Origin of the sequence: Mucilaginibacter sp., from assembly GCF_039935595.1 — a bacterium.
Classification (GTDB): Bacteria; Bacteroidota; Bacteroidia; order Sphingobacteriales; family Sphingobacteriaceae; genus Mucilaginibacter.
This window is the reverse complement of sequence record NZ_JBDTJZ010000172.1, coordinates 1-24960: the sequence shown is the minus strand read 5'-3', so window position 1 is coordinate 24960 and position 24960 is coordinate 1. Positions and strand designations below refer to the sequence as shown.

The following is a 24960-nucleotide window of genomic DNA, read 5'->3' as shown; positions in this document are numbered from 1 at the left end:
CCTCCTACAACCAGGCGGTAGCGGCAACCGGGCGTTTAAGCTCAACCAATCCAAACCTGCAAAATATACCTATCCGTACCGAGCGCGGGCGCGAGGTGCGTAAGGCTTTTATTCCGCGGGATAGCGGGCATACCATCGTATCTGCCGATTACTCGCAGATAGAACTGCGCATTATTGCCGAAATGAGCAAGGATGCCAATATGATGGAAGCCTTTGTGCAAAACCTGGATATCCATACCGCCACCGCTGCCAACGTGTACGGCGTAAGTTTATTGGAAGTAACCAGCGACCAGCGTCGTAATGCCAAAGCGGTAAACTTTGGCATTATCTACGGGCAGTCGGCTTTTGGATTATCGCAAAATTTGGGCATACCCCGTAAAGAAGCTGCCGAAATTATTGAGAACTACTTTGCCCAATACCCCGGCATTAAACAATACATGACCGATACCATGAACTTTGTCCGCGAAAATGGTTATGTAACCACGCTGATGGGCAGGCGCAGGTATTTAAGAGATATCAACTCGGCCAACCAAACCGTGCGCGGCTTTGCCGAGCGAAATGCCATTAACGCCCCCATCCAAGGCTCGGCAGCGGATATGATCAAGATAGCCATGATCAATATTCATAAAGAGTTTAAGGCCCAAAAACTGGATGCCCGCATGACCATGCAGGTGCATGACGAGTTGGTGTTTGATGTGCCCAACCACGAGATAGAGATCGTTAAGCCCATCATTATGCACAACATGAAAACTGCTATTAAAACAGAGGTGCCAATAATGGTGGAGATTGGCACGGGGTTGAATTGGCTGGAGGCGCATTAATGGACGTTTTTAAAAACATATTCCGAAGACGAAATAAACTTGATCACGACAACGAGAAGTTGACGCTTTTGTTAAATAAATGGGCAAAAACCCCATCAGTTACAACATACGAGATGGTAATGAAAGAAATTGTTAATGGGAACTCCTATCTATTATTACCGACTGTTGATGATGGGGGCATACCTCGTTATTGGACTATTTCAAATGAAAATACAACATTAAAGCTAACCACCGTTGACGAACGCGATGGGCTTAAAACGTTGTGGGCATTTAGTGATGAGGGTGCTCTGTCTAAATGGGCAGAAGAAAAAACGCCTTACGCAGTACTAGGTACAAAGTCTGTTTTAACAATCTGTGAAAATGAAAACATTGAACAAATTGTAATTAATATTAATTCACCTAACGTTTTCCTTGTTAAAAAGCTATAAGGAAATCACCATTCGGCTAAAGCCAATTTGGATATATTTTTTAATCCGTCCCATAAATGGGACGGCAATGAATTAGTGCGGATAATAATTTGCTAATTTATGAAGGCATCTCAAGTTTATATGCCTTTAAAAACTCTTTTAGTTTATTGTGTAACTGGTGAAATTCCTGAATTAAAATCAAACCATTTTCAGTAACAATTGCATTGCCACCCCCTTTTCCACCCCTGTGAGAAATTACAACTGGTGATTTGAAATGTGTATTCATATGTTTAATCAGGTCCCATGCTTGCTTGTAAGACATTTTCATTTGAATGGCAGCCTGTCTTATTGACCCTGATGTATTTATGCGCTCAAGCAGCTCAATACGCCCATGCCCCAATACTTTTTCACCGTTTATTTCTATCCATATTCTACCGTTTATTGTAAATGTTGATTCCATCATTGAAAGTGTATTATATATTTAAGAGATAGCTTTTATTTTTATTCCGGCATTTTAATATTGGTTGTTGCCGGTATAAATATATGTAAGTATAAAGTCATAAAACATTTTTAAATCCTTCTGATAAACCTCCTTTTAAAATATTAAGGAAACTTTTTCATTTTTTTATTATCATTATATTTTTAAAAATATAACGAATTCCAAACCACATTTACAAAATTTAATCAACTATGAAAAAACTTTTACTTTTTATTAAGAATAAAGGCAATTCCCGTGCCCTACAATCTACCTTGTTGTCTATAATAATTTTCGCACTTCTCACTCCAAAAGTCTTATATGCTCAAAAAATACAGGAGATACCACCCGACTCAATAAAATATCAGGGATCAATTTATCAAAAGGTAACTTCAAAACCTAAATATCCAAAAGTAGTTGGCTATTTAAGTTTTATTTTGCCACTTGAAACTTATTCAGTTGGTAAATTCACGCCCAATTTCTCTAATCACACAACAAGTATTGGTTTTCCTATAGGTGTAAATGTTTTATACAGTGACCAGTTTGGGTTTAGTTATGAAATTACACCAACTGTTAAGGCATCAGGCGGAAGCAGCAAAATGAGCAATTTACTATTTGATCCCGGTACAATGTTTCGTTTTGATCATGGATTTACCATAATATCACGTTTAGCGTTTGAAACTTCGGGCCGTTATGGTTTTACACCTGTATTTAATCAGGTTTATGCCCGTACTAAAGATGTCAACTACTTTGTGTCTTTATCGCTACCTGCAAGGTTTGGTAATAGCGAACCATCATCATTAGGTTTAAATTTACAAATTGGTTTTACTTTTAATTAATCTATTACTTTAAAAGGGATTCTTAAACCGGAAATGGTTAACAAAAGCAATATAAATACTCAGCCGTTGGTCGGTGTTACCCGCTGTCCGAAGTCTCTAACTATTACTGTCCGGTAAAAACAGGACTACATTTTAAATGTATGAATAAATCACAATTTGGCGGTTTTATAAGAATATGCTGATAGCAGGCCCTATGTAATAAAAAGCAGTTGTTGTGATTTGGCAGATTGGGTGTTTGAAAATTTGCTCTGCAATGCTTTTTCCGGTGATTTTAGAAAGCCACGTATATCTATATACGTCATAAGATGCAGGCGCATCATTGCAGCCAGATTAGCGAAGGACCATTTAGCGGCTATTCCTTTCTTAATGATCTTTAATATTAAGTCTGCTATCAAAGCGCACCATATTTGTAGCTTTATAGCATTCTCCGAGTCACCAAGAAAGTATTTAATCGGATAGTTTTGCTTCATTCTTTTAAATAGCAGCTCTATTTGCCAGCGTTTTCGATATAACTCAGTTATAGTTATCGCACTCATTTTCATATTATTGGTTAGGAACTCGTACACCTCTCCGCTCTCTGGGCTTTTGAATTGCACAATTCTGCCTAAAACGCGATTGCTGCCCCTGTAGCCCAAGCGGATACGTTTGTCTGCAATAACCCCTTTTTCTTTATGTGGATTATTCAATTCTTCCAGAACATCGTAAGCGGACCTGCTTCGCCTGCGCGTCACCCATGTTACCCCTGACGCTGAAAAGCTGTTAAGCTTTATGTAGTCTGCATAACCTCTGTCAAAGACAAGAACGGAACCTTTAGGGAGATGTACTTCTTTTAAAAACTGGGAATCGTTGGCTGCGGCAGCACTATAGCGGATCATGCAAGGTATGTCCTGGTCACTTCTTATCAGCGTATGAACTTTGATACCGCCCTTTCGTTTCCCCGCAGGATTTTGACCGGAAGTGCGTAGTATTTCTTGAAATAAAGATATAGTGGTTGAATCAAATATATACAATCGGGAGGCTATGCTTTTTTTTCGGCTGTCCGATAAAAATCCCGCATACTTTTGATAAAGCTTATAATAAATGGCACCAAAAACATCAGCTTGTCTCCTGTTATTAGCGTCTGATATGGTGCTGCGCCTGGGATGGTAACGTACCCCAGATGATTAAGTCTTTGCTCCGCTGCAAGCATACCTGTGGTTACTTCCCGTAACGAATTACAATGATTAAAAGTAGCATAAAGCATGGTTACTAAATGCTCGTAAGTGGTGAACCGCTTACAATATCTATCTGCATTATGCTCGGCGGTTATACGGCGAATCATATCCCGGGGAATAAATCGCAACAATTGAGCGAATATCGGCTGTCCGGTAAAAAAGGTACTTTTGTTCATTGGTGTTTTTTGTGTGGTAACTTAAAACTACCAATAAAGGGAGGTCTTTAAAAACTTCCCTTTCTTTTTATTATTGCTTTACCGGACAGTAATAGTCAGAGACTTCGGACAGCGGGGGTTGCCTATCATACTCTATTTTGGCTAAAGCCATTTGTTTTATATGCATAATCCGCCCCATAAATGGGACGGCAATGAATTGATTGTTCCACCGAAATAGTCTGCATAAATTGAATATTTATATCATCATTGCCGTTGGCTGAAGCCAACGGATAATAAATATAAAGGTTTGGGCTTTAGCCCAAAATTACCTGGGGCAAGTTTAAAAATTGGCAAAAATACAGAATTTTCTTTAAGTCACCTAATTTTGCGGGTGCAAACCTATTTAACACATTTTACGACATTTTTTACATAACTATTTTATTTTCAATGATATATAAAAATAATTATTAAAAATGTGTTAAACGATGTTAAACGAATTTGATAAAAAAAGTGCTATCCGGAGTAAAGAAATTTATTAAAAAACCAGGTTAGATGCGGTTATACCGCGATTGGGCTTTTAGCTATGTTAATGCTTCAACAATAATAGCGAGATATTAACGGTATAGCTTCATTGCCGTTGGCTTCAGCCAACGGGCAGTAAATGAAAAGAATTTTGGCTTTAGCCTAACTCTTCGCCCTTGTCACTAACCTGTTGATATTAAGGATAATGTTAACAAATAAATCATGTCGGCTTTATATTTATGTGCTGATTTATGCTTTATCTTTAGTAAAACCGTTAAAAGGTTTGTAAACAAGTAATTAAAGCAGCTTTTTATGACATGGAGAAAATTTAGCGGCGAGGTTATCCAATTGCCCATTATTGAAGAGGTTGAACAGGCCATTGAACGCGAAAGCTTATTAGGCAACAAGCTAAAGGTTTGCATCGGTACCGACTCGCAGGTAAAAGGTAACGTAACCGATTTTGCTACCGTAATTGTGTTTTTACGCGAACAGCGGGGTGGGTTTATGTTTATTCACCAGGAGCGCACCTCTCAAAAAATGAGTATTAAGGAGCGTATGCTGAGCGAGGTACAAAAGTCTATCGAGATAGCCTATACCCTTTGCGACCTGCTTGACCTGTATGATGTTGACCTGGAAGTGCACGCGGATATTAACACCAACCCGCAGTTTAAATCAAACCAGGCACTGCACGAGGCTATGGGTTATATTTTAAGCATGGGCTTTGTATTTAAGGCCAAACCCGAAGCTTTTGCCAGCTCATATTGCGCTAATAAAATAGTGCAGTAACCACACCCCCCAAGTTTTAACGCAGCGGTTCCGTTGCGTAATGGTATCTTTACCCTAAATAATTTCATGACTATTCTTAAACTGAGTAATCTTACTTTGTTTTGTAAAACAATGTGCCCGCCTTTATACTTACTTTATTGTGAAAACATATACACTTAATTTTGAGCAGAAACTGCCTATACCATTAGCCGAAGCCTGGGACTTTTTTTCGTCCCCCCTTAACCTGGCCAAAATTACCCCGCCCGAAATGCGGTTTGTGGTTACATCGGCTTATAAACCCGATGCCAAAATATACCCGGGCATGGTAATTACTTACAAGGTGTCGCCTTTGTTGGGTATTAAACTTAACTGGATGACCGAGATAACCCATGTAAAGGACCAGGAATATTTTGTGGATGATCAGCGTGTGGGCCCTTATGCCATATGGCACCACGAGCATCATTTTAAATCCATAAAGGGTGGGGTTGAAATGGCGGATAAGCTAACCTATGCTGTTCCCTACGGGATAATTGGACGAGTTGCTAATAGCCTTTTAGTAGCTAAAGAGATACAAAAGATATTTACTTACAGAGAGAAAGCTATTAATGATATGTTTGGCGTTTACAAACAGTTATAAAGCCGAGCCTTGTATAATGCCTCTATCGGCAATGCGCTTATCAATATAATATTGAATTTCTGATTTTTTAAGCAGCCAGTTGGGTGCTATCAACAATTCCCTGTCCGAAAGGCCGAACAGCCGTTGTATCACTATATCCGGGCGTACAAGGGGTAAAAACTCGCATAAAAAATCGGCATACTCATCAAGGGTAAAAACCTTAAACGGTTCGCGTTTATACTTTACGCCCATAACCGAGCCTTCTACAATATGCAGGTGATGAAACTTAACAAATTTTATCTGCGGGAAACGGTTGATCTCGTTAGCATAACGCAGCATCATTTCGTGCGTTTCCCAGGGGAAACCAAAAATGGTGTGTACACAAACATCAAGCTTACTATTTTTTACTAATTCAAGCGCTGCTATCAGGTCATCGTGCGAGCAGCCGCGGTTTATCTGGCTAAGGGTATCATTATAAATAGATTCCATACCCATTTCCAGGTCAACATCAAACCTGTCGGTATAACTTTCAAGTAACGCTATTTTTTCGGCATCAATGCAATCCGGGCGCGTACCTATTGACAGGCCAACAATATCTTCGGTACCATAGCTTAATGCCTCATCATACATCATTTTTAAATAATGTGCCGGCGCGTAGGTATTGGTATTAGGCTGAAAATAAATAATAAACTTATCGGCCCGGTTGCCTGTGCGGGCGCGTTCCATGCCCTGTATAACCTGTTCGCGTATAGATGGGTTATTACGCGACACCGAAGGCGTAAATGAATCTACGTTACAATACGTACAGCCGCCATAGCCTTTTGAGCCATCGCGGTTAGGGCAGGTAAAACCACCATCTACTATAACTTTAAAAACACGCTGCCCTTTATATTTTTGGCGCAGCCATGCCCCATAGTTATTATAATTTTTAAAACCCTCTTTAACTGCTATATCTGTAACTTGCATTGCTGCAAAGATACAAATATTGCCCATTGCTACCGGCCTGTTAAAATTGGGTTAATTTGAAGGAAAGAAGCCTTTGGTATGTCATTTTAAAAACAGATGATGTGAAAAAAGTTTCTTTAGGGTAAAATTGAATAAATTAGGATGTTTTATTTAGTGAATTAGAATTATTATATTTACTTATGCAAACAGAAGTATTGTAATTACAATGGCAGCAGAGAAAATAACGGTACTATACGTAGATGATGAAGAAAACAATTTGTTTTCTTTTAAGGCTACGTTTCGCATAAAATATAACGTACTTACTGCAATTAGCGGTGATGAGGCGTTAAAAATACTGGAAACCAAAAAAGTACATATTATTATTACCGATCAGCGCATGCCCGAGATGACAGGCGTTGAATTTTTAGAAAAAGTTTTAGAAAAGTATACCGACCCTATGCGTATACTTTTAACCGGCTATGCAGATATGGGTGCCGTAGTTGATGCCGTTAACAAAGGCAAAATTTTTCATTACCTGGCAAAGCCGTGGAACGAGGAAGAACTTGACCTAACCATAAACCGGGCCTATGAAAAATACCTGGAAAAAATAGAACTAAAAGACATGAATGATAAACTGGCCGGCTCAAATGACCAGTTGGAGTTTTTGCTTCGTCAAAAGCTGCTTTCTTAGTTACCCGCTCCGTCTTTTATATCGGCAATCAATTTTATAATTTTTTCGCGCGTAAGTGGTTTTTCAATCATGCCATGCACTGTAGCGCAAGTTAAAATTCTTTTAATATCGTTGGTATTACGGGTAGACGATAATATGTATATCAGGTAATTTTTTTTGATGTCGATAGGTAATTTTTCAAAGTCATCCACAAACTGAAACCCATTCATAACAGGCATCCGCAGATCCAATAAAATTATGGTTAGGGGTATTTCTCGCTTTAGATCGCTTTTGCGCATTTGCTCAATTACCAACCGGGCATTTTGGTATGTGCTAACCGTTAGGTTCCTGTTAGTATGCTCAATAAATTTACGGGCTATAAAGCAATCCAGTTCACTGTCATCAATAATTATAAATGATAGTTTTTCCATCACTTTTTATCATATAGATGGGATGACTACCTTAAATGTTGTCCCCTGATGCATAACAGAGTTAACTTCTATTTGCCCGTTTAATTTTAACAAGGCGCTCTTTACATTATATAAGCCAAACCCCGAGCCTACTTCCTGCGAATTTGCGCGGTAAAACAAGTTAAATATTTCGCCAATGTGGCTACCTAAAATACCTATACCGGTATCTTTTATATAAATGGTTGCGGTGCTTCTCTCCACAGTAATATCAACATCAACACTTTTATCGGTACGGGTTTTATCCTGGTATTTAAACGCGTTTGATAGCAGGTTATTAAAAATTAGTATTAATGGTATCATATCGCTCCTAAAAACCTCATCCTGTTTAATATTAATATTAAAAGCTACGTTATTGGTGCGTGCCAATACTATATAAATATCTTTAAGTTCGTCAATCAGCTTATTAAAATCAACTTCAGTTACTTTAAGTTCGCCTCGCTGCAGGCTATAATAATCGTGCATGCTTAAAATATAGGTGTCCAGCTTTTTTAATGATTTTTCCATTAAAAACAGCATCTCCTTCATTTCTTCCACATCATCAATTTCGCGGGCAACGTTAATGGCCCCTAAAATTCCAGACAAAGGGCCTCTTATGTCGTGGCTAACACTATATGCAAACTTGTTTAACTCATTATATGCCTTTTGCAGCTCCTCATTTTTAACGGCGAGCATTGAATTGGCTTTGTAAAACTTATCGGCCTCATCAATGGCCGAAATAACATCTGCTTCGGCCCACGGCTTTCTAACGTACCTGAATATATTACCCTTGTTTATCGCATTAATAATTGATTCAACATCGGTATAGGCCGTTAATAAAATACGCACAGGTAGCGGGTGACTTATGCGTATATCCTCAAAAAACTCGACCCCGGTTTTTTCGGGCATCCGCTGGTCGCAAAATATTATTTTAATGTCCGGGTGATTTTCAAGGCAGCTTAATGCCTGCGGTATATTTACTGCGGTTAGTATATGATAATCAAGCCTTAATGACGCCTTAAATCCTACCAGATTATCAGGTTCATCATCTATATATAATATTTTTATTTTATCGGCCATTGTTACTCATTTTGGTAGGTAATACGGGTAATTTTAGTTTAAAAATAAGCAATGTATATTAATAAACATTTGCTATTCTGCTTTATACAGATAATAGTTAAGTTATGTTGCCTTTACGTTAAAAATTATTGGTATTTGTAATATAAATTCAGTGCCTTCGCCCAATTTGCTGTTAACTATAATTTGTCCGTTATGCTTTTTAATAGTATTGTACGTAATTGACATGCCTAAACCGGTGCCTTCGCCAACATCTTTAGTGGTAAAAAACGGCTCAAACATTTTTTTCTGTGTTTGCTCATCCATACCGGTACCGTTATCTTTTATGGTGATGTATATATTATCAGCGTCGTGCGTTGTCCTGAGCAATAGTTGCCCCCCCTGTTCATCGCCAAATTGTTTTTGTATAGCATAAACAGCGTTAGATATAATATTTAAAAATACCTGGTTCAACTTACCGGCGTAACATTCGGCAAGTGGCAAGTTTTCATCATACTCTTTAACTACGGCTATTTTATTGTTAAGCAGGTTATTGGCAATAACCATAGTTGATTCCACACCTTCATTAATATCCGCCTTTTTCAGGTCATCCTCGTCCAAACGAGAAAATATTTTAAGTCCTTTAACAATTTCGGCAGTACGGTTTGCACCTTCATTAATACCTTTTATAAGGTGCCTTATTTCCACTATGAGGTAATCGAAATCAAGCTCTTCTTTATAATCCTGTATTTTCTTCTGCTTTTCTGCTGTTGGCGTGTCTGACGTGCTTATCTCTTCAATAACAGTAAGCGCCTCAAGTATCATATCCACATCGCGCTTTAGCGGGTTAACGTTTGAGGTTACAAAGTTTATAGGATTATTTATCTCATGCGCTATACCGGCGGTTAACTGACCCAATGATGCCATTTTTTCAGATTCTACCAATTGGCTTTGCGCCTGCTTTAAGTCTTCAAGGGTAATGTTCAATTCCTCATTTGTCTCACTTAGTTCATGGGTTCGTTCTTCTACCTTAGCCTCAAGTATTACATTTTGCTCGCGTATAATTCGTTCGTTTTCCTGCAAAGCTTTTACTGTCTCCTCCTGCGATTTTTCTTTTTCGGCTTTAAACACGTTTATTTTATCGGCAAGTGCAAAGGATAGCATTACTGCTTCAAAGGCCGAACCAATCAATAGCGCCGAGTCGGTAAGACTATTATAAGGGAGTATATTAAAGTCTTTTAAGCCATAAATAACTACACAAAATATAAAAAACGACCATGCTATAAGGAAAAACTTTGCCGATCGGGAGCCTTTACGCAAAATAACAATTGCCATACCCAGCACAAATAATGCGCTAAGCATTGCGGTCGGCTCCATAATAGTGTAGCTGATATTATATTTCCCGCGTAACGCAAATACAATTTGAACAATATAAAAAACATAAAATATATAGGATATTTTATGCATTTTGGGAGTATAGTGTTTTGAATCAAGAAAGCTTTTACAAAATTCAATAGCCGCAAAACCTATTAAAGCGGTGGTTATATAAATTAAATTATCTGCAATGGCCGGATACCGGGGTAATATAAACCTAAATAAATATCCTTCAATAGATGCCTGGGCAATTAAGACTATAGAGAGGTAAGAAACATAGTATAAATAATTTTTATCACGTACACTGTAAAACACAAAAAGGTTATACAATATCATCACCAATATAATACCTATGTATATACCAAAGGTTATGTCTTTTCGCAGTGCATGTTCAAACACCTGCGATAAAGTACCTGCATAAACAGGCAATATTAGTTGCTTGCCACTTTTTACATGAAAATAAATAGTTGTTGAATCATTAGGTAGCACGTTAACCGGATATATAAAACTTTGATGATTTACAATGCGGTTATAAAATGGTCGCCTATGCCCACTAAAGTTTGATTGAATAACTTTACCGTTTTCTACCTGATAAAAATCGACATAATCAATTATAGCCTGAGCTATTTGTATACCTAAAGTTTTATTGGTTGAGTTGTTTTTTAGCTCAACCCGAACCCAGTACCAGTAGTTGGTGGTTAAAAGGTTGGGGAAATCTGCTTTTGACTGAACATATTTTTTTGACTCAATAGCTTCCGATATCGAAATATTGGAATTGGTATCCGTCAGTATCTCCAGCTTACCCCCTATTACCTGAAAATATCCGTTAAAGTTTACAACTTCCTGTGCGCGGGCCGCCCGTTGAAAACAAAACAGTAAAATAACAATTAGCGTATATTTAATTTTATTCATGCCCGGGTTTTAACTCAAATTAATTTATTACTTAATAGTAATTATAAGATATTAATATTTAAAAAACATTTCGTTTTTGTTTTTTCGTAGCGATTTGGAGTTCATTAACGCTGCTTTTGATACTTTCATCACAAATACCTCTTTATTCTTTTTGCTCCCTTCTTCTAACGGGAAAATATTTAAAAAACGTTCTCTTAATTTTTCAAGGTTACTAACAACATCTACAGGTATATCAATACCATTACCGTGTGTTAGGCGGTTAAAAAAGAAAGCCGGCGAGAGCATTGGATGAACGGATATGCCTTCTTTATTGGCAAATATCCAGGCTTTTTGCACTGCTTTGCCTGCATTTATCAGCATAGGGTGCGTAAAGTCGGGAATAGTGAATATGATAATAGCCGACGCCGATTTAACCGACTTTAACGACATTTTTTTAAACGCCCCACCCTTTTTCCATTCAGCTAAAAGTTCAATTGGCTTCCAATCCTTAGCCACGCTTAATCCGGCTATATCTCCCATAGTAATATCTACGGCGGCTACTTCAACGCCATCCCTGGTTTGTTCGGCCTGTTCTTTATTCCACCTTATTTCATGGTAAAATTCTTCATGGCCTAATTCGTTTAGCAATCGCACTTTATCACATTCGGCTATTATTTCGCCAAGTTCATCCAATTCCTCATCATTATCTGTATAATAAATTCCAATTTTGTCAAACTCACTAATAGTTTGTTTTAGTTGGGTAAAAAAGCTTGTACTTATTTTTTCTCTCGGCCCTAATTTTCTGTTGGTGCGTCTTGTAAATAAATGGTTTGCCAGTTCAGCATTTTCGTCATTTATTTTTGTCGCCTTTTTAAAATGCACAGCGGCTATTAACCGCGGTTCATCTGGCATCGGAAACAATTCAATGTCGTCGGCTAAGCCTAATGCTTCGGCCTGTAGGTGTAGGTTCTCTAATGCTCCACCCAAACCCATGTGCGATCCCATTTCGTAATAGTCTCCCCATGACCATGATCTGTATTTATCATGAAATAAAAACAGTACATTTTTACTATAAACCCATTTCCATGGCTGATTATTTCCTGCTGATGGCGCGCTTAAAACGGCATCGATAATTTTATCCAATTGCTGATCACCAACAGCTAACCCACTTGCTTTTGAATGCGCAAAATATTGATCGATGAATTTATGCAGATTAGACTGTTGTAATGGCGAATATGGATTGACCGACAGTGAGTTCTTATTATTTTGCTCTGGTTGCTCGTCTCCTACCAGCACATCCAGGTCAACATAATACCTGCCCGATTCATGGTACTGATCTAATAAAATTCTGCGGCAAACATCAGTAGTGAGCGCACCCCCCAGCACAACCGACGAGGCTAGCTGCGGCCAGGTGTTTATTGACTGCTCTACCTCCATCATTGAAGCCTTTAACCTGGTTGATATGGTATCGGCTCCTACCATTTTTAATATGAAAGGGATTTTTTCTTCGTTAGTCAGGTCCTTAATATTTGTTGGGTCAAGCCCGTCGGCCAGGCCATGCAGTATAGGGCGGTTAGGTTCAAGATCAAAGCGCTCAACATCCAACATACCACGGTCATTAGTATCCATTACTACCGGTATTTGTAGCTCGCGCGCCTTGTACCGGCTTTCTATTTTAATATCTAAGCCGTCGCATACCTCAATAAACAAGTCAAGCTTACCGCCGTCGGTAAAAAACTCGTCCATGTTTTGTTTATTCAAGCCGTCATGAAACAGTTTAACTTTTAAATAGGGGTCTATCTCCAATATTTCGCGGGCGGCAATAATAGTTTTATTGATCCCCATATTATGTAAGCCTGTACGCAGGCGATTGAGATTACTTAACTCGGCAATGTCAAAATCGGCCAGCCTGATCTCGCCGCAGGTACGTTCCATAGCAATAGTAAGGGCGATTGATTGCCCAACCGAAAGACCTACTATCCCAATTTTTTTTTGTTTTAATAAAGCCTGCTCTTCGCGCGTAATTTTGTATTGATTGCGATTGGTACGCACCTCTACAAATTCATCCTCATCCAGCAAATGTACCAGGTTACGGCTCCAGGGGTAATAAACCCATACGCCATAATCATCTATAGGTAACCCATTAAGATGTTTGGTAATATGCGCCTCATACTCGTCGGGCTTTATTTTTAGAGATGGGTTTTGGCTTTTTATCAGTTCGCGCAATTGCCCTTCTATTTCATCATGTATAACTGAAACTTTTCCTTCGGTTAAAAAATTGCCGAACACCTGTTTTCCTTCGGAGGTATCGAGTCTGAAAAATATAGGTTCAAAGGCGAGCTTATCCTGGCTGCTGCTATATAATTGCGCGTTGTTTTTAAGCATTGGTTTAGATGTGTAAAGCGTTATGCAAATAAAGTGAATTATAGGCAATATACTAACAAGCGGTTAAAGTATATTTAAATCCCGCTCATCAATTTTTGTGCTTAAAAAAGTTTTTTGTGCCTGTTGTATAGTTGCCTGTAAATCCCATTTATCCAAATTAGGAATTTTAATATCGTAGTGAATGGTTATTTCTTTTTTTCTTAATACTTCAACACGCGTAATTTGCAGGTTCTCACGTATCTTCATTATCGCGTTTTTATCTTCCTCATAAGCCTTACTCATGGTAGGCACATCCTTTAAAACCATGGTTGTGGCAACAAGGTCAAGCTTGGGGTAATAAAAAGTGCCATCAATACCAATGCTTGATTCAAGTTCCATCCCTACAGCCTCGCCAGGCGGTATAGTATAAGGCGCGCATAAAGCAAAAAGCGATTGTATGCCAATTTGATAGGATATGGCCACCGCTGTACGTATTAAAAATATACATCCAATGCCATAGCCTGCAATTTCTCTTGAATTCCATAAGCCGCATAACTCGCCCGTGCCGTGTTGGGCAAATTTCCAAACAAGGTCAAATATTCCATTGTCCATAGCACCGGTAGCTTGTTCAATTGGCAATGGCTCCGAGCCGCCCGCAACATGCACCCGTGCCCCACCGTAAACCCTTTTACCATCCATGGATTCTACTATCATCACAAAGGCTGCCGGGTTTTTGGTCCACTCGTTTTTGGAGGAAGTAACCTTAGTAACCCCAATGCTGGTTAAAACATGGGTATGGCCTTCAATAAAAAGCTGGCAGGTTTCAGGCTCATCAATGGCTCTGAATGCTCTTAACCTTACCTCAGGTTTATCTTTATTTAAACTATCCTCCATTAATTACTTTGTTCTAAATCACAAAATCAGGGCAATTTAATACGACTTTTGTTTACACTTTATATTAAAAAACATATTGTTGCTTTTTTTAAGCAACGGGGATACTTACCTATACAAACAATTTTTTGCTTGATAATCAATTGTTTAACAATGCAAACAATGCATAAATAATTGATAGCCTAAATATAACATATTCCTGTTTAATAATAACAAGTGTATTAATACATGTTTTAACGTGTATTAAAATTTACACGGCAATTGCAATAGATAAATCCATTATTAAAAGCATTATGTAGTTATGTGTCAAAAAAGTTACCGCATAATTCCACATCTGTTATTGTAGTGTATTAATAAAATAATACCTTTAAATTGATATTAAACATCAGTTTACCATTAAACCAATTGTTACAATTTGTCTGCTCCATTATCAATATTGCTTGGCTTTGTTAAAACAACTATGAGTTTTTATGAAAAGACGTAAGTTTTTAAGGCAAATGGCTATAGCCATACCAGCCGCATCATGTATGCCTTACTTTGATTTATTAGCTGCGCCCAATATTAAAAAAGTAAAAATTACCAATATTAAGTGCGTGCGGGTAAAAATTGGGTTTAGGGCAAGCGCTTTGGTAAAAATAGAGACCGACGCGGGTGTTACCGGTATAGGCGAGTGCCATCATGACGAAAATAGTTTTGGTGCCAAAGACATGGTGATTAACGTATTTAAACCTATTTTAATGGGCCAGGATCCATTTGATCTGGAACGACTGGTTTTTAAAATGAGTACCCGTACATCCTATTATGGCGGCAACCATGGTATACCAACCCACGCTATTACAGGGATTGAAATTGCCCTTTGGGATATTATAGGGAAACTGAACGATCAGCCTGTTCATAAAATATTAGGGGGCGGGTCTCATCGTAAAGAGGTTAGGGCCTACGCCACTATGCGACCGGCCGACCTGCTAAGTAAAGATTCGTGCGCAGAATTTGCCGAAAAAATGAAACGCATAAAATTTACGGCAGCTAAAATTGATTATATACGCGACCAGCAGTGGGAGCGGTTAGATAACCGTATGCTATCAAATAAAGAAGTTGATAAAAATGCACGCGGCTTTCAAAATGTACGCGATGCCGTGGGCCCCGATTTTGACATAGCAGTACACACCCACTGGGAAATGGATTTTGACAGTGCCCTGCGCCTTGCCAATGCTGTTGCGCCCATAAAACCATGGTGGCTTGAAGATCCGCTGCCGTTTGCTTATAATGAACAATGGGTAAAGCTCACCGAAAAATCACCGGTGGCTATATCAACCGGCGAGAATTTATATACACGTGACGATTTTAGGCCATTTATTGTAAACCAGGGCGTAAATAAAATTGAGATCGATGTTTCAATGGCTGGAGGGTTGCTGGAGGCTAAAAAAATTGCCGACCTGGCCGAAACCTATTATATGCCTGTAGCTACGCATAATGTTGCGGGCCCTATAGCAACCATTGCATCGGCACATTGGGCGGCAACTGTACGTGAGTTTTCGGGCCATGAGGCCTTTATGAATAACCCTATCAATGCTGACGGTAAAAGCTGTAATGGCGATCCGGAGGTATTAGGCTATGGCATTGATATGCTGAAAGACGGCTACTTGCAATTTAATGACAAGCCGGGATTAGGTATAGATTTGAACGAAACGCTTATTAAAAAGAAATATATGCTGCCGGGCGAGACCTGGTGGGATTAATGGACCATAATTTTATATTTACGCCATAATGAGAAGATTATTTTATTTATTTATAATGTTGGTAGTGTCCATCACTGCTGCTAAAGCACAATCTGCAGATGAAAAATCAGTTGCTGCAAATTGTAAGCTGTTAAACCAGGGATTGATAACCCGAAACAAAAAGCTGCTTGAAAATTTAGCTACCGACGAGTTAAGCTATTGCCACTCAAACGGTGACGTGGAAAATAAAACCGCTTTCGTTAAAAATGTAATGGATAAAAAAGTAATTTATGAGGCCATTAATATACCCCAGCAAACTATTCAAATTGCCGGCAATAATGCCATAGTAAGGCAGACACAAGAACTAAAGGTTATAAAAGCGGGTAAAAAAATCGACTTAAAAATTGGAAATTTGCTGATATGGCAAAAACAAGGCAAAACCTGGAAACTACTTGCAAAACAAGGCTATAAACTGTAATAATTAATTTAAATAGATATAAACTTTAATAAACAATTAACACCATTATAATCCAAAATGAACATTTCGATCAAAAAGTTTTTCAATTCAGTAAAACAAAAAAGAGGATATCAAATTATTTTTTTATTATCCATTGTGGTACTTTATTCTGCCTATAAGGTTGTTGATGGCCGCGGCCGTGTATGGAGTTCGTACAGAGGTAACTCTGAAACCAATGCATATTCGCCGTTAAAGGAAATTAACAAAAACAACGTACAAAATTTAGAGGTAGCCTGGCAATTTGGCCCTCAGCCCCCTGCAGGTGCCGCTGCACCTGGTGGCCGAGGATTTGGATTTGGTGGCGGCGCAAGCCAGTCAAACCCTATAGTTGTTGATGGACTAATGTATTCAATCCTTAACCGTAAGGTTTATGCTGTTAATTCAACTACCGGCGAACAAGTTTGGGAATTTGACCCGTCAGCCAATAGTCTTACTGGTGCTGTTGCCATGAGGGGAGTTAGTTATTGGGAAAAAGGAGACGATAGGCGTATTTTAACCACTGTGGGTTCAAACCTTATTGCTATTAATGCTAAAACCGGCGAGCTAATAAAAACTTTTGGTGTTGATGGCAAAGTTGACATGCGTGTAGGTTTAATACCGGGAACTGATCCAACAACCATTCGGGATGTTAGTTCATCATCTCCGGGTGTTGTTTGTGGTGATCTGATCATCATGGGCTCAAGAGTTGATGAAAATTACGGTGCTTCTCCTGGTCATATCAGGGCTTACAATGCAATTACAGGTAAACTTACCTGGACATTTCACACTATCCCACGTCCTGGCGAATATGGTTACGAAACCTGGCCAAAAGATGCCTGGAAAGAGTTTGGCGGTGTTAATGACTGGGCCGGTTTAAGTGTTGATAAAAAACGTAACATGGTATTTATAGCTACAGGCGGTACTTCCTATGATTTTTATGGGGTTGATCGTCCGGGCTCTAATTTATTTGCCGATTGCGTAGTAGCATTAGATGCAAAAACAGGTAAACGCAAATGGCATTTTCAAACCATTCACCATGATCTATGGGATTGGGATTTGACTTCGCCGCCAAACCTGATCACTATTACCAAAAACGGCAAAAAAATTGATGCGGTAGCACAGCTTAGCAAAAGTGGGTTTATTTTTGTACTTGACCGCGTAACCGGTAAATCATTGTTCCCTATTAAAGAGACCAAGGTTCCAAAATCCGATATTCCTGGCGAAAAAACATGGCCAACACAACCGATTCCGGTATTGCCGAAATCATTTTCCCGCCAGATTATTACAGAAGCCGATATCAGCAATTTCTCGCAAGCTGCTCATGATTCATCTGTAAGGTTGTTTAGAAAATTGCGTTACGACGGCATGTTTACTCCCCCATCTGTTAAAGGTACTTTCCATAGCCCGGGTTCTAATGGCGGGGCCGACTGGGGTGGTGGTTCGTTTGACCCAAGAACCAATATCATGTACATTAAATCAAATGAAGCTCCTGAGATCATCAGGATGGCAAAAATTGAAAACAGGGCAATAACTAACCAAACCGATTTTGAAATAGGAAAAACTATATACACCAACAACTGCGTTGGTTGCCATGGAGTTTCAAAGGGTGGCGACGAACAGAACTATCCATCATTGATCAATATTCAGAAAAAATTAACTGACGAACAGATCATCGCTAAAATTAAAGTTGGCGGTGGCAAAATGCCAGGGTTTGCTGATGCTATAAAAGGCAAAGAAGCAGCCATATTGGCCTATGTAACCGGTACTGATAACAAAACTTATGTTACTGCACAATCAGGAAATGCTCCGGTGCAGGCTGGTCAAAAAGTAAGGTACACCAATGTTGTGGCTTACCAAGCTATAAGGGACATGAACCGCAAGCCGTTTATAACTCCACCATGGGGTACTTTAAGTGCTGTTAACTTAGCTACAGGTAAATATTTATTTAAAGTACCTGCCGGTAATGATGCTGCCTTGCAAAAACCAGGTGAGCCTGAAACGGGCTTAACCGGAAATGCCGGTGCAGTTGCAACTGCCGGAGGTATTGTGTTTCTGGGTGGCGGATCGGACCGTAAGTTTAAAGCTTATGATTCAAAAACAGGTAAAGTAATTTGGGAAACCACCTTACCAGGACAGCAAAATGCCACACCATCTGTTTACCAGGGCACTGACGGAAGAGAATATGTTGCCATTAGCATTGGTAGTGATAAAGACCACCCGAATGGTTCAATTATTACATTCAGGCTTAAAAATTGATTTTTAATATAGATAAAAAAGCGCCCCGGTTAATATTAACCGGGGCGCTTTTTTTATGATATTAATAAATTTATTTACGTAATGAGGATTCTCTTATCACTAACTCATGCCCTAATAATACATTGGCTGGCGACTGTTTTTCGGGGGAGTAAAGCCTCTCGATCAACAGTTTTGCCGCAATCTGGCCCATTTCATAGCCTTTGTAATTTACTGTGGTTAAGTTGGGTTTAACTATAGAAGTTACCGGATCATTATTAAAACCGGCAAATGCAATATCCTCGGGTATTTTTAAGCCGGCATTTTGCAATACCTGCATACAGGCAATAGCACATTGATCATTAGTGGCAAAAATCCCATCGGGCAGGTTTTTCAATTTTAAAATACGCTCGGCTATATTTATACCGTCTTCCGGGCTTAAGCCTGTTTCCATTATCAGTTCCGGATCATATTCTAATCCGTTGTCTGTCAGCGCTTTTCTATAGCCATTAAAACGGTCAGCATAAACATTTTGCAATTGGTTGCCTGTGGCTTGAAGTATTCTTTTACAGCCTTGTTGTATTAGGTGCGTAGTAACCTCATAAGCTGCTTTAAAATTATCGATATGGATACCGGGGAAATTTTTATTTTCTGATATACGGTCAAAAAATATTACGGGTGTTCCGCGCTTAGTAAACCGCTCAAAATGCTCGGTATCCTTTGATTCATAAGCCAATGATACCAGCAAACCATCTATACGGTTACTATACATTGCCTCAGTACAGCCAATTTCCTTTTTTACGTTTTCTAAAGATTGACTTATAATAAGTGTCAGGTTTGCTTCGCTTACTTCTTGCTCAATACCGGCAATAGCCTGCGACATAAAAACACTATTAAGCTTAGGTACTATTACACCAATAATATTGCTCCGCTTGTTACGCAGGTTACTTGCAAATGAGTTTGACTGGTAACCCATTTCAAGTGCGGCATCCAAAATGCGCTTTTTAGTATCTTTATTGGTGCCTGCCCTGTCTTTTAATCCACGGCTTACGGTAGCGGCCGAAATATTTAATCTTTTTGCGATATCATAAATCGTAATCTCTTTCTCAGGTTTGTTCATACTAAAAATAAATGCGATAATGGCTGGCCTTGGGTTAGGCTGTGTAAATTTATTATTTATTATTACAACTTGTTTAAAATGAGTAACATTTCTCCTATAATTAACAATTTTTAACCGCCGGAGGTGTTTTTAGATAATAAACGTCTTGCAAAAATATTTATTACCTGCTTCTTTAAAACGCATAAAAACAAATAATGCAGCCAATATGGCTGCATTATTTGTTTTATAAAATTATTGTTTTAGAGTATAAGGGGCTTATTTATCCCAAAATACATGTTGTGTTAAGTCATCACCACCCATGGCTGCAACTGCAGCATTATAAGCGTCTATGCTAGTGTTTCTTATGCCAACAGGATAAGCCATACGGTGTATATAACCATCACCCGGTAGTGGGGCAACTGTTGGATTTTTAGGCAACACCGGAAAACCGCTTCTTCTTAAATTGGCCCAATCTTCTGCACCGTTGCTTAGGGATGCTATCCAATATTGGGTGTTAATTTTTTGAAGTTCATTTCCGGTTAATAAAGAAACACTTGTCTGCCTGATATAACTTTGATAGTTTGCATCAGGTATTGCGGCAGCTCCTGGATAAAGCGTCATCTCATCCATATTAGCACGTATACCGGCATTATAATAAGCAGTAGCTGTTACTAAGCCTCCCGCTATCCATCCTCTAAATGCTGCTTCGGCTAACAATAGTTGTGTTTCTGAATAAGTTACAAGTAAAGTCGGTGCTAAGGCACTACCGAATGTATTATAGTTTAACTGAGAGTATTTAAACCCGCTTCCAGATGTAGCGGTACCCTGGAAGTCGGATTTTTTTGATACACTGTTTTGATCATATCCGATAGGGAAACCAATCTGACTAGCAATTGCTGTATCAGGGTTTGTGGTTAAAATAGCGTTCGGATTAGCATACTTACCTATAATATATTTTGAACGTGGATCATTTGTACTTGTTAATTGAGTAACAAAAGGTTCAGCCATATAGTAATAGTAAGGGTTAGTTGCGCGCGGACCAGCATTAACCGGGTTATTATAATTATTAACCCCATTGTAGGTTATAATAATGTTATCGCTGTTAGACGACATTAGCGAACCTGATGCAAATGCTTCCGCAACAATGCTCTGTGCTTTTGCAGCATCTACTTTAGAGTAACGCATACCCAGGCGAAGCAATAATGACCAACCTAACTTTTTCCATGCGGTTACTTGCGGGCCAACAGCCAACGGACCGAAAAAGATATCAGATGTTACCCTATCGCCTGTAGGATTTAACCCTGCAATAGCACCCTTAAGTTCATTATATATACCTGTGTATATATCTGCATCTTTATCAAATTTAGGATAAAGAATGTTTTTTAGGTATGCCTGCTCGGCCTCGCTGTAAGGTGCGTAGCCGTAAGTATCAACTATTTGCATATAGTTAAATGACTTCCATATCCTTGCCATTTGGTACAAGTTATTACGGGTAGGGTCGGTACTGGTGTTAGCTATAATTTGCTCCAGGTTTCTTAATGGGGTACCATAAGCGCCCCATTTATTACCGTTGTAGTTATCATTATTGGTATTAAAGTTGAAACCAGTTGTAGCACCCAGGTTATACGCGTTAACAAACTGTTGGGTAATGGTTTGATCTTGTTCCCAACCACCTGTAGGCGTACTAATCTCCGCATTAGAAAATAAGAACCCCGGATCAAGGGTTAACAATGCGGCGGGATCTTTATTTAATTCTACAAATCCTTTATCGCAACTCGCAAAGGTAAAAACCAAAGCTATTGAGAATAAAATTTTAAGACTATTTATTTTTTTCATAACACTAATGATTAAAATTTAACATTTAAATTAAGCCCGTAGGTGCGGGTTGTTGGAAGCGAAGTTTGCTCATAACCTAACCTGCTATCGCCTGATGAAGCAAATGATTCAGGGTCAACATCAGGTATCCACTTCTTAATCAATAATACGTTACGGCAAGATGCGCTTAAGCTTAAGCCTTTTATGAATTTAACGTTTTTAGCTATCATTCCTGTAAAATCATAACTTAACGATATATTCCTCAGCTTAATAAAGCCCCCGTTATATAAAAACGGATCGACAATTTGCAAATTGCGGTAATCTGTATAAAAAGTTTGCGGATCAACACCAATATTGTTTGGAGTTCCGCCTGGTAATACACCTGGGAATACAACCCCGCCAACACGGCCAACCAATGATGCCTGAGTTAAACCTTGCCTTAAACCGTTAAGCGCGGTTGAAGAAAGTATTTTGTTTCCTAATTTATAGTCGATAAATACTGACATGCTTAATTTTTTATAGCGGAAAGTGTTATTCCAGCCGCCGGTCCATTTAGGGTCGGCACTACCAAAAAGCACATCGGATGAGTTATTAATTAAACGCCCGGATGAGGTAAGCATTACATTTCCGTTGGCATCGCGTGCATAGGTTCTGCCGCCAAGCTGGTTCAAAGCCATACCAACCTGATAGTATAAACTACCAATAAATTCGTTACCACCAAAGTTAGCTACCTGTAAACGTGTGTTTGATGGCGCACCAAGGCTTGTTACTACGCTTTCGTTAAAAGCACTGTTAAATGAAGTGGTGTAAGTAAAGTTAGCTGTTTTAACAGGGGTACCTTCTACTAAAATCTCCAACCCACGATTTCGCATACTGCCTAAGTTTTGTTGAACGCTACTGAACCCAGATGCACTAGTAAGGGGTACGGTTAACAATTGCTTAGTGGTTTCTTTGTTATATGCAGTAATATCAAAATTTAAACGGCTGTCCAGGGTTCTTACTTCCAACCCTATTTCTTTTTCGGTTACACCAAAAGTTTGGATATATGGATTAGGGTCGGTGCCACTATAACCACCCAAAGTGTAGCTGCCATTAGAGGTTGTATACGGATTGGTTGAAAGGTTATAAGTAATTAAACCGCCAAAAGCGCCAACCGGGCCTGTACTGCCGGTTGATGCCCAGCTTGCACGCAACTTACCATAGTTTAACCATGATATGTTAGGCAATAGTTCTGAGAATACAAAACTGCCGCTTATTGAAGGGTAGTTGTAGTAATTTTTGTTACCTGTTGGGTATGTTAAAACTGAATACCAGTCTACACGGTCAGTAACGCTTAAATACAAAAAGTTTTTATAACCAAAATCGGCAACACCATATAATGAGTTTACCTTGCTTCTGCCAATGCCATAACCAAGGTTTTTAGTTACACCATTGCCAATGCTATATAGTCCAAAAACGTTTAAATCAGTTACGCTTTCGTTAAAGCCGCGGCTGTCTGAAGTGCGTGTGTTGCCACCTAAAGTACCTTCAACGGTAAAATCTCCTATTTTTTGGTTGTTGGTACCCAGTAAGAAGTCCATATTAACATCCTTACCGTAGTTTGTACTGGTAGCGTAGCCACCATTATAAGCAGTTTTTGCACCGTTTAGCAAAGTTTGCCCACCCGAACCTAAACCGGTAGGGGTGTTGTTTTCATTGAAGCTATTGCTATAATCATAGTTTATACGGCCCTGTAAATACAGAAACTTGTAGAAATCATATCTCGCGGTAATTGTAGCTAACACACGGTCACGATTAGTTTTGTCAAATTTTATCGGGTTTTGATAGTATGGGTTTAGCAACGTGGTTCCGAAACCTGAGGATACACGCTCATATCCACCCGGATCAACCGCACTTTGCTGAAATGCTGAAAGTGGAATGTCATTTGACATCCGGTAAAGGAAGTTTGGAGCGCCTGCACCCTGTACACCAACTTGCGGCGAATTGTTGTTATTTTCAAGGGCATAGTTCAAATTAAACGTAGTATTTAATTTATCAGTAATTTTGCTGTTTAAGCCTATATTGAATACTTTTCTATGATAATCATTAACAGGCGAAATACCAAGGGCGTCTTGATTAGAGTAAGACATACGGTAGCTTGTACTTGCATTACCACCTGTAAATGCTAAGCTATTGGTGTATGACTGTCCCATACGATAATAATCAAGAATACGCTGATGGGTTGTTTGGGTAGCCGCATAAGGCCTTGAAATACCATCGAACTGAATAACAGGTGAGCCATCATTTAAAGCACCCCAGTTGTATTGACCACTTGAAATAGCCTGGCCTATATTTGCAGGTTTGTTACCGCCAGTTCCAAAACCATATTGAGTTTGGAAGTTATTATAATCTAAAGCCTGATCGGCAGCGAAAGAAGATGAAAACTCAACACCAAATTTTGAATTTTTGGAACCGCTTTTCGTGGTTATCATGATAGCGCCGTTGGCAGCACGGCTACCGTATAAGGCTGCCGCTGTTGAACCTTTTAACACGGTCATTGTTTCAATGTCGTCCTGGTTAATTTGCAACAAGGCGTCACCGTTGTCAACACTGTTATTACCGCTGGCACCCTGTGCACTCTGATTAAACGGTAAACCGTTTAAAACAATTAACGGAGAGTTATCGGTACCGTTAAATGCTGATTGGCCGCGTAAACGTATCCTGGTACTTGAACCTGCACCTGCAGATGGCGGAGAAATGTTTAAACCTGCAACTTTACCCTCTAATGAGGTCATTACGTTGTTTTGACGCTCCGTAGTAAGGTCTGCAGTATTTACACTGGTGGTTGAGTAACCTAATTTTTTAGCTTCGCGTTTAATACCCAAAGCTGTTACTACAACGTCAGTAAGTGCATTGGCCTGAGCAACCAGAGTCACGTTTACTGTGCTTTTATTGCCAACTACAACCTCAACGGGGCCATGGCCAACATAAGTAAATACCAATGTTGAAGCAGGGCCTGCAACGCTAATACGGTAATTGCCATTAATATCGGTTACTACAGCGTTTCTGGTTCCTTTTTCTGTTACACTTACGCCAATCAGCGTTTCGCCTTTATCATCAGTAACTTTACCCGTTACTGTTTGGGCAACTACTGCGTTTGATACAGCTGG

The 24960-nt window shown here is 39.1% G+C and carries 21 protein-coding genes; 9 read left to right on the top strand and 12 right to left on the bottom strand.

Annotation, left to right across the window (positions count from 1 at the left end; all coding sequences use genetic code 11):
* Both ABI367_RS12115 and ABI367_RS12110 read left to right on the top strand, forming a co-directional pair.
* On the top strand, positions 1 to 821 hold an 821-nt coding region (locus ABI367_RS12115; RefSeq protein WP_462226924.1), incomplete at its 5' end, for a DNA polymerase.
* Positions 821 to 1249 (top strand): SseB family protein, encoded by a 429-nt coding sequence (locus ABI367_RS12110; RefSeq protein ID WP_462258082.1) that lies wholly within the window; start codon positions 821 to 823, stop codon positions 1247 to 1249. The genes ABI367_RS12115 and ABI367_RS12110, both read left to right, overlap by 1 nt.
* 97 nt (positions 1250 to 1346) lie before the next feature.
* Here ABI367_RS12110 and ABI367_RS12105 read toward each other — a convergent pair whose 3' ends face one another.
* Positions 1347 to 1691 (bottom strand): winged helix-turn-helix domain-containing protein, encoded by a 345-nt coding sequence (locus ABI367_RS12105; RefSeq protein ID WP_462226920.1) that lies wholly within the window; start codon positions 1689 to 1691, stop codon positions 1347 to 1349.
* 227 nt (positions 1692 to 1918) lie between these two features.
* Here ABI367_RS12105 and ABI367_RS12100 point away from each other — a divergent pair, with 227 nt between their 5' ends.
* The gene (locus tag ABI367_RS12100; RefSeq protein WP_462226918.1) at positions 1919 to 2542 is read left to right on the top strand and encodes a hypothetical protein; all 624 of its coding nucleotides are present in this window, start codon (positions 1919 to 1921) and stop codon (positions 2540 to 2542) included.
* 191 nt (positions 2543 to 2733) lie between these two features.
* Here the strand turns inward: ABI367_RS12100 and ABI367_RS12095 are convergent, their stop codons facing one another.
* Positions 2734 to 3624, bottom strand: a complete 891-nt coding sequence (locus ABI367_RS12095; RefSeq protein WP_462226926.1) for an IS4 family transposase — start codon at positions 3622 to 3624, stop codon at positions 2734 to 2736.
* Positions 3561 to 3932 (bottom strand): DUF4372 domain-containing protein, encoded by a 372-nt coding sequence (locus ABI367_RS12090; protein ID WP_462226916.1) that lies wholly within the window; start codon positions 3930 to 3932, stop codon positions 3561 to 3563. The genes ABI367_RS12095 and ABI367_RS12090 overlap by 64 nt, the downstream gene beginning before the upstream one ends.
* Positions 3933 to 4745: 813 nt before the next feature.
* Here ABI367_RS12090 and ABI367_RS12085 point away from each other — a divergent pair.
* Both ABI367_RS12085 and ABI367_RS12080 read left to right on the top strand, forming a co-directional pair.
* Positions 4746 to 5219 carry a ribonuclease H-like YkuK family protein gene (locus ABI367_RS12085; RefSeq protein WP_462226914.1) on the top strand — a complete coding sequence of 158 codons (474 nt, stop codon included), beginning with the start codon at positions 4746 to 4748 and terminating at the stop codon, positions 5217 to 5219.
* 139 nt (positions 5220 to 5358) lie between these two features.
* The gene (locus ABI367_RS12080) at positions 5359 to 5835 is read left to right on the top strand and encodes an SRPBCC family protein (RefSeq protein WP_462226912.1); all 477 of its coding nucleotides are present in this window, start codon (positions 5359 to 5361) and stop codon (positions 5833 to 5835) included.
* On the opposite strand, the gene mnmL is transcribed toward ABI367_RS12080, so the two are convergent.
* The gene (mnmL, locus tag ABI367_RS12075) at positions 5830 to 6780 is read right to left on the bottom strand and encodes a tRNA modification radical SAM protein MnmL/YtqA (RefSeq protein ID WP_462226910.1); all 951 of its coding nucleotides are present in this window, start codon (positions 6778 to 6780) and stop codon (positions 5830 to 5832) included. The two genes, ABI367_RS12080 and mnmL, sit on opposite strands and share 6 nt — an antisense overlap.
* A 205-nt stretch (positions 6781 to 6985) precedes the next feature.
* On the opposite strand from mnmL, the gene ABI367_RS12070 reads away from it, so the two are divergent.
* A complete protein-coding gene (locus ABI367_RS12070; RefSeq protein WP_462226908.1) occupies positions 6986 to 7450 on the top strand; it encodes a response regulator in 465 nt (154 codons plus the stop codon).
* Here ABI367_RS12070 and ABI367_RS12065 read toward each other — a convergent pair.
* The 5 genes from ABI367_RS12065 to ABI367_RS12045 all read right to left on the bottom strand — a co-directional run bounded on the left by ABI367_RS12065 (position 7447) and on the right by ABI367_RS12045 (position 14454).
* Positions 7447 to 7860, bottom strand: a complete 414-nt coding sequence (locus ABI367_RS12065; protein ID WP_462226906.1) for a response regulator — start codon at positions 7858 to 7860, stop codon at positions 7447 to 7449. The two genes, ABI367_RS12070 and ABI367_RS12065, sit on opposite strands and share 4 nt — an antisense overlap.
* A gap of 9 nt (positions 7861 to 7869) precedes the next feature.
* The gene (locus ABI367_RS12060; RefSeq protein WP_462226904.1) at positions 7870 to 8955 is read right to left on the bottom strand and encodes a hybrid sensor histidine kinase/response regulator; all 1086 of its coding nucleotides are present in this window, start codon (positions 8953 to 8955) and stop codon (positions 7870 to 7872) included.
* A 102-nt stretch (positions 8956 to 9057) separates the two neighbouring features.
* Positions 9058 to 11217, bottom strand: a complete 2160-nt coding sequence (locus ABI367_RS12055) for a sensor histidine kinase (RefSeq protein ID WP_462226902.1) — start codon at positions 11215 to 11217, stop codon at positions 9058 to 9060.
* Positions 11218 to 11268: 51 nt separating this feature from the next.
* Complete coding sequence (locus ABI367_RS12050; protein ID WP_462226900.1) at positions 11269 to 13581, bottom strand: Rv1355c family protein; 2313 nt, start codon at positions 13579 to 13581, stop codon at positions 11269 to 11271.
* Positions 13582 to 13644: 63 nt separating this feature from the next.
* Positions 13645 to 14454, bottom strand: coding sequence for a hypothetical protein (locus ABI367_RS12045; protein WP_462226898.1), 810 nt, complete (start codon positions 14452 to 14454; stop codon positions 13645 to 13647).
* Positions 14455 to 14921: 467 nt separating this feature from the next.
* Between ABI367_RS12045 and ABI367_RS12040 the strand changes: the two genes are divergently transcribed.
* From ABI367_RS12040 to ABI367_RS12030, 3 genes are read left to right on the top strand one after another with little or no spacing between them, the layout of a single operon-like run.
* Positions 14922 to 16190 (top strand): mandelate racemase/muconate lactonizing enzyme family protein, encoded by a 1269-nt coding sequence (locus ABI367_RS12040; protein ID WP_462226897.1) that lies wholly within the window; start codon positions 14922 to 14924, stop codon positions 16188 to 16190.
* Positions 16191 to 16218: 28 nt separating this feature from the next.
* Positions 16219 to 16647 carry a nuclear transport factor 2 family protein gene (locus ABI367_RS12035; RefSeq protein ID WP_462226895.1) on the top strand — a complete coding sequence of 143 codons (429 nt, stop codon included), beginning with the start codon at positions 16219 to 16221 and terminating at the stop codon, positions 16645 to 16647.
* Between the two features lie 57 nt (positions 16648 to 16704).
* Positions 16705 to 18921, top strand: coding sequence for an outer membrane protein assembly factor BamB family protein (locus ABI367_RS12030; RefSeq protein ID WP_462226893.1), 2217 nt, complete (start codon positions 16705 to 16707; stop codon positions 18919 to 18921).
* 70 nt (positions 18922 to 18991) lie between these two features.
* On the opposite strand, the gene ABI367_RS12025 is transcribed toward ABI367_RS12030, so the two are convergent.
* The 3 genes from ABI367_RS12025 to ABI367_RS12015 all read right to left on the bottom strand — a co-directional run.
* Positions 18992 to 20017 carry a LacI family DNA-binding transcriptional regulator gene (locus ABI367_RS12025; protein ID WP_462226891.1) on the bottom strand — a complete coding sequence of 342 codons (1026 nt, stop codon included), beginning with the start codon at positions 20015 to 20017 and terminating at the stop codon, positions 18992 to 18994.
* Positions 20018 to 20272: 255 nt separating this feature from the next.
* Positions 20273 to 21832, bottom strand: coding sequence for a SusD/RagB family nutrient-binding outer membrane lipoprotein (locus ABI367_RS12020; protein ID WP_462226889.1), 1560 nt, complete (start codon positions 21830 to 21832; stop codon positions 20273 to 20275).
* A gap of 11 nt (positions 21833 to 21843) precedes the next feature.
* Positions 21844 to 24960, bottom strand: a 3117-nt coding sequence (locus ABI367_RS12015; RefSeq protein WP_462226887.1) for a SusC/RagA family TonB-linked outer membrane protein, incomplete at its 5' end; no start/stop codon positions are given.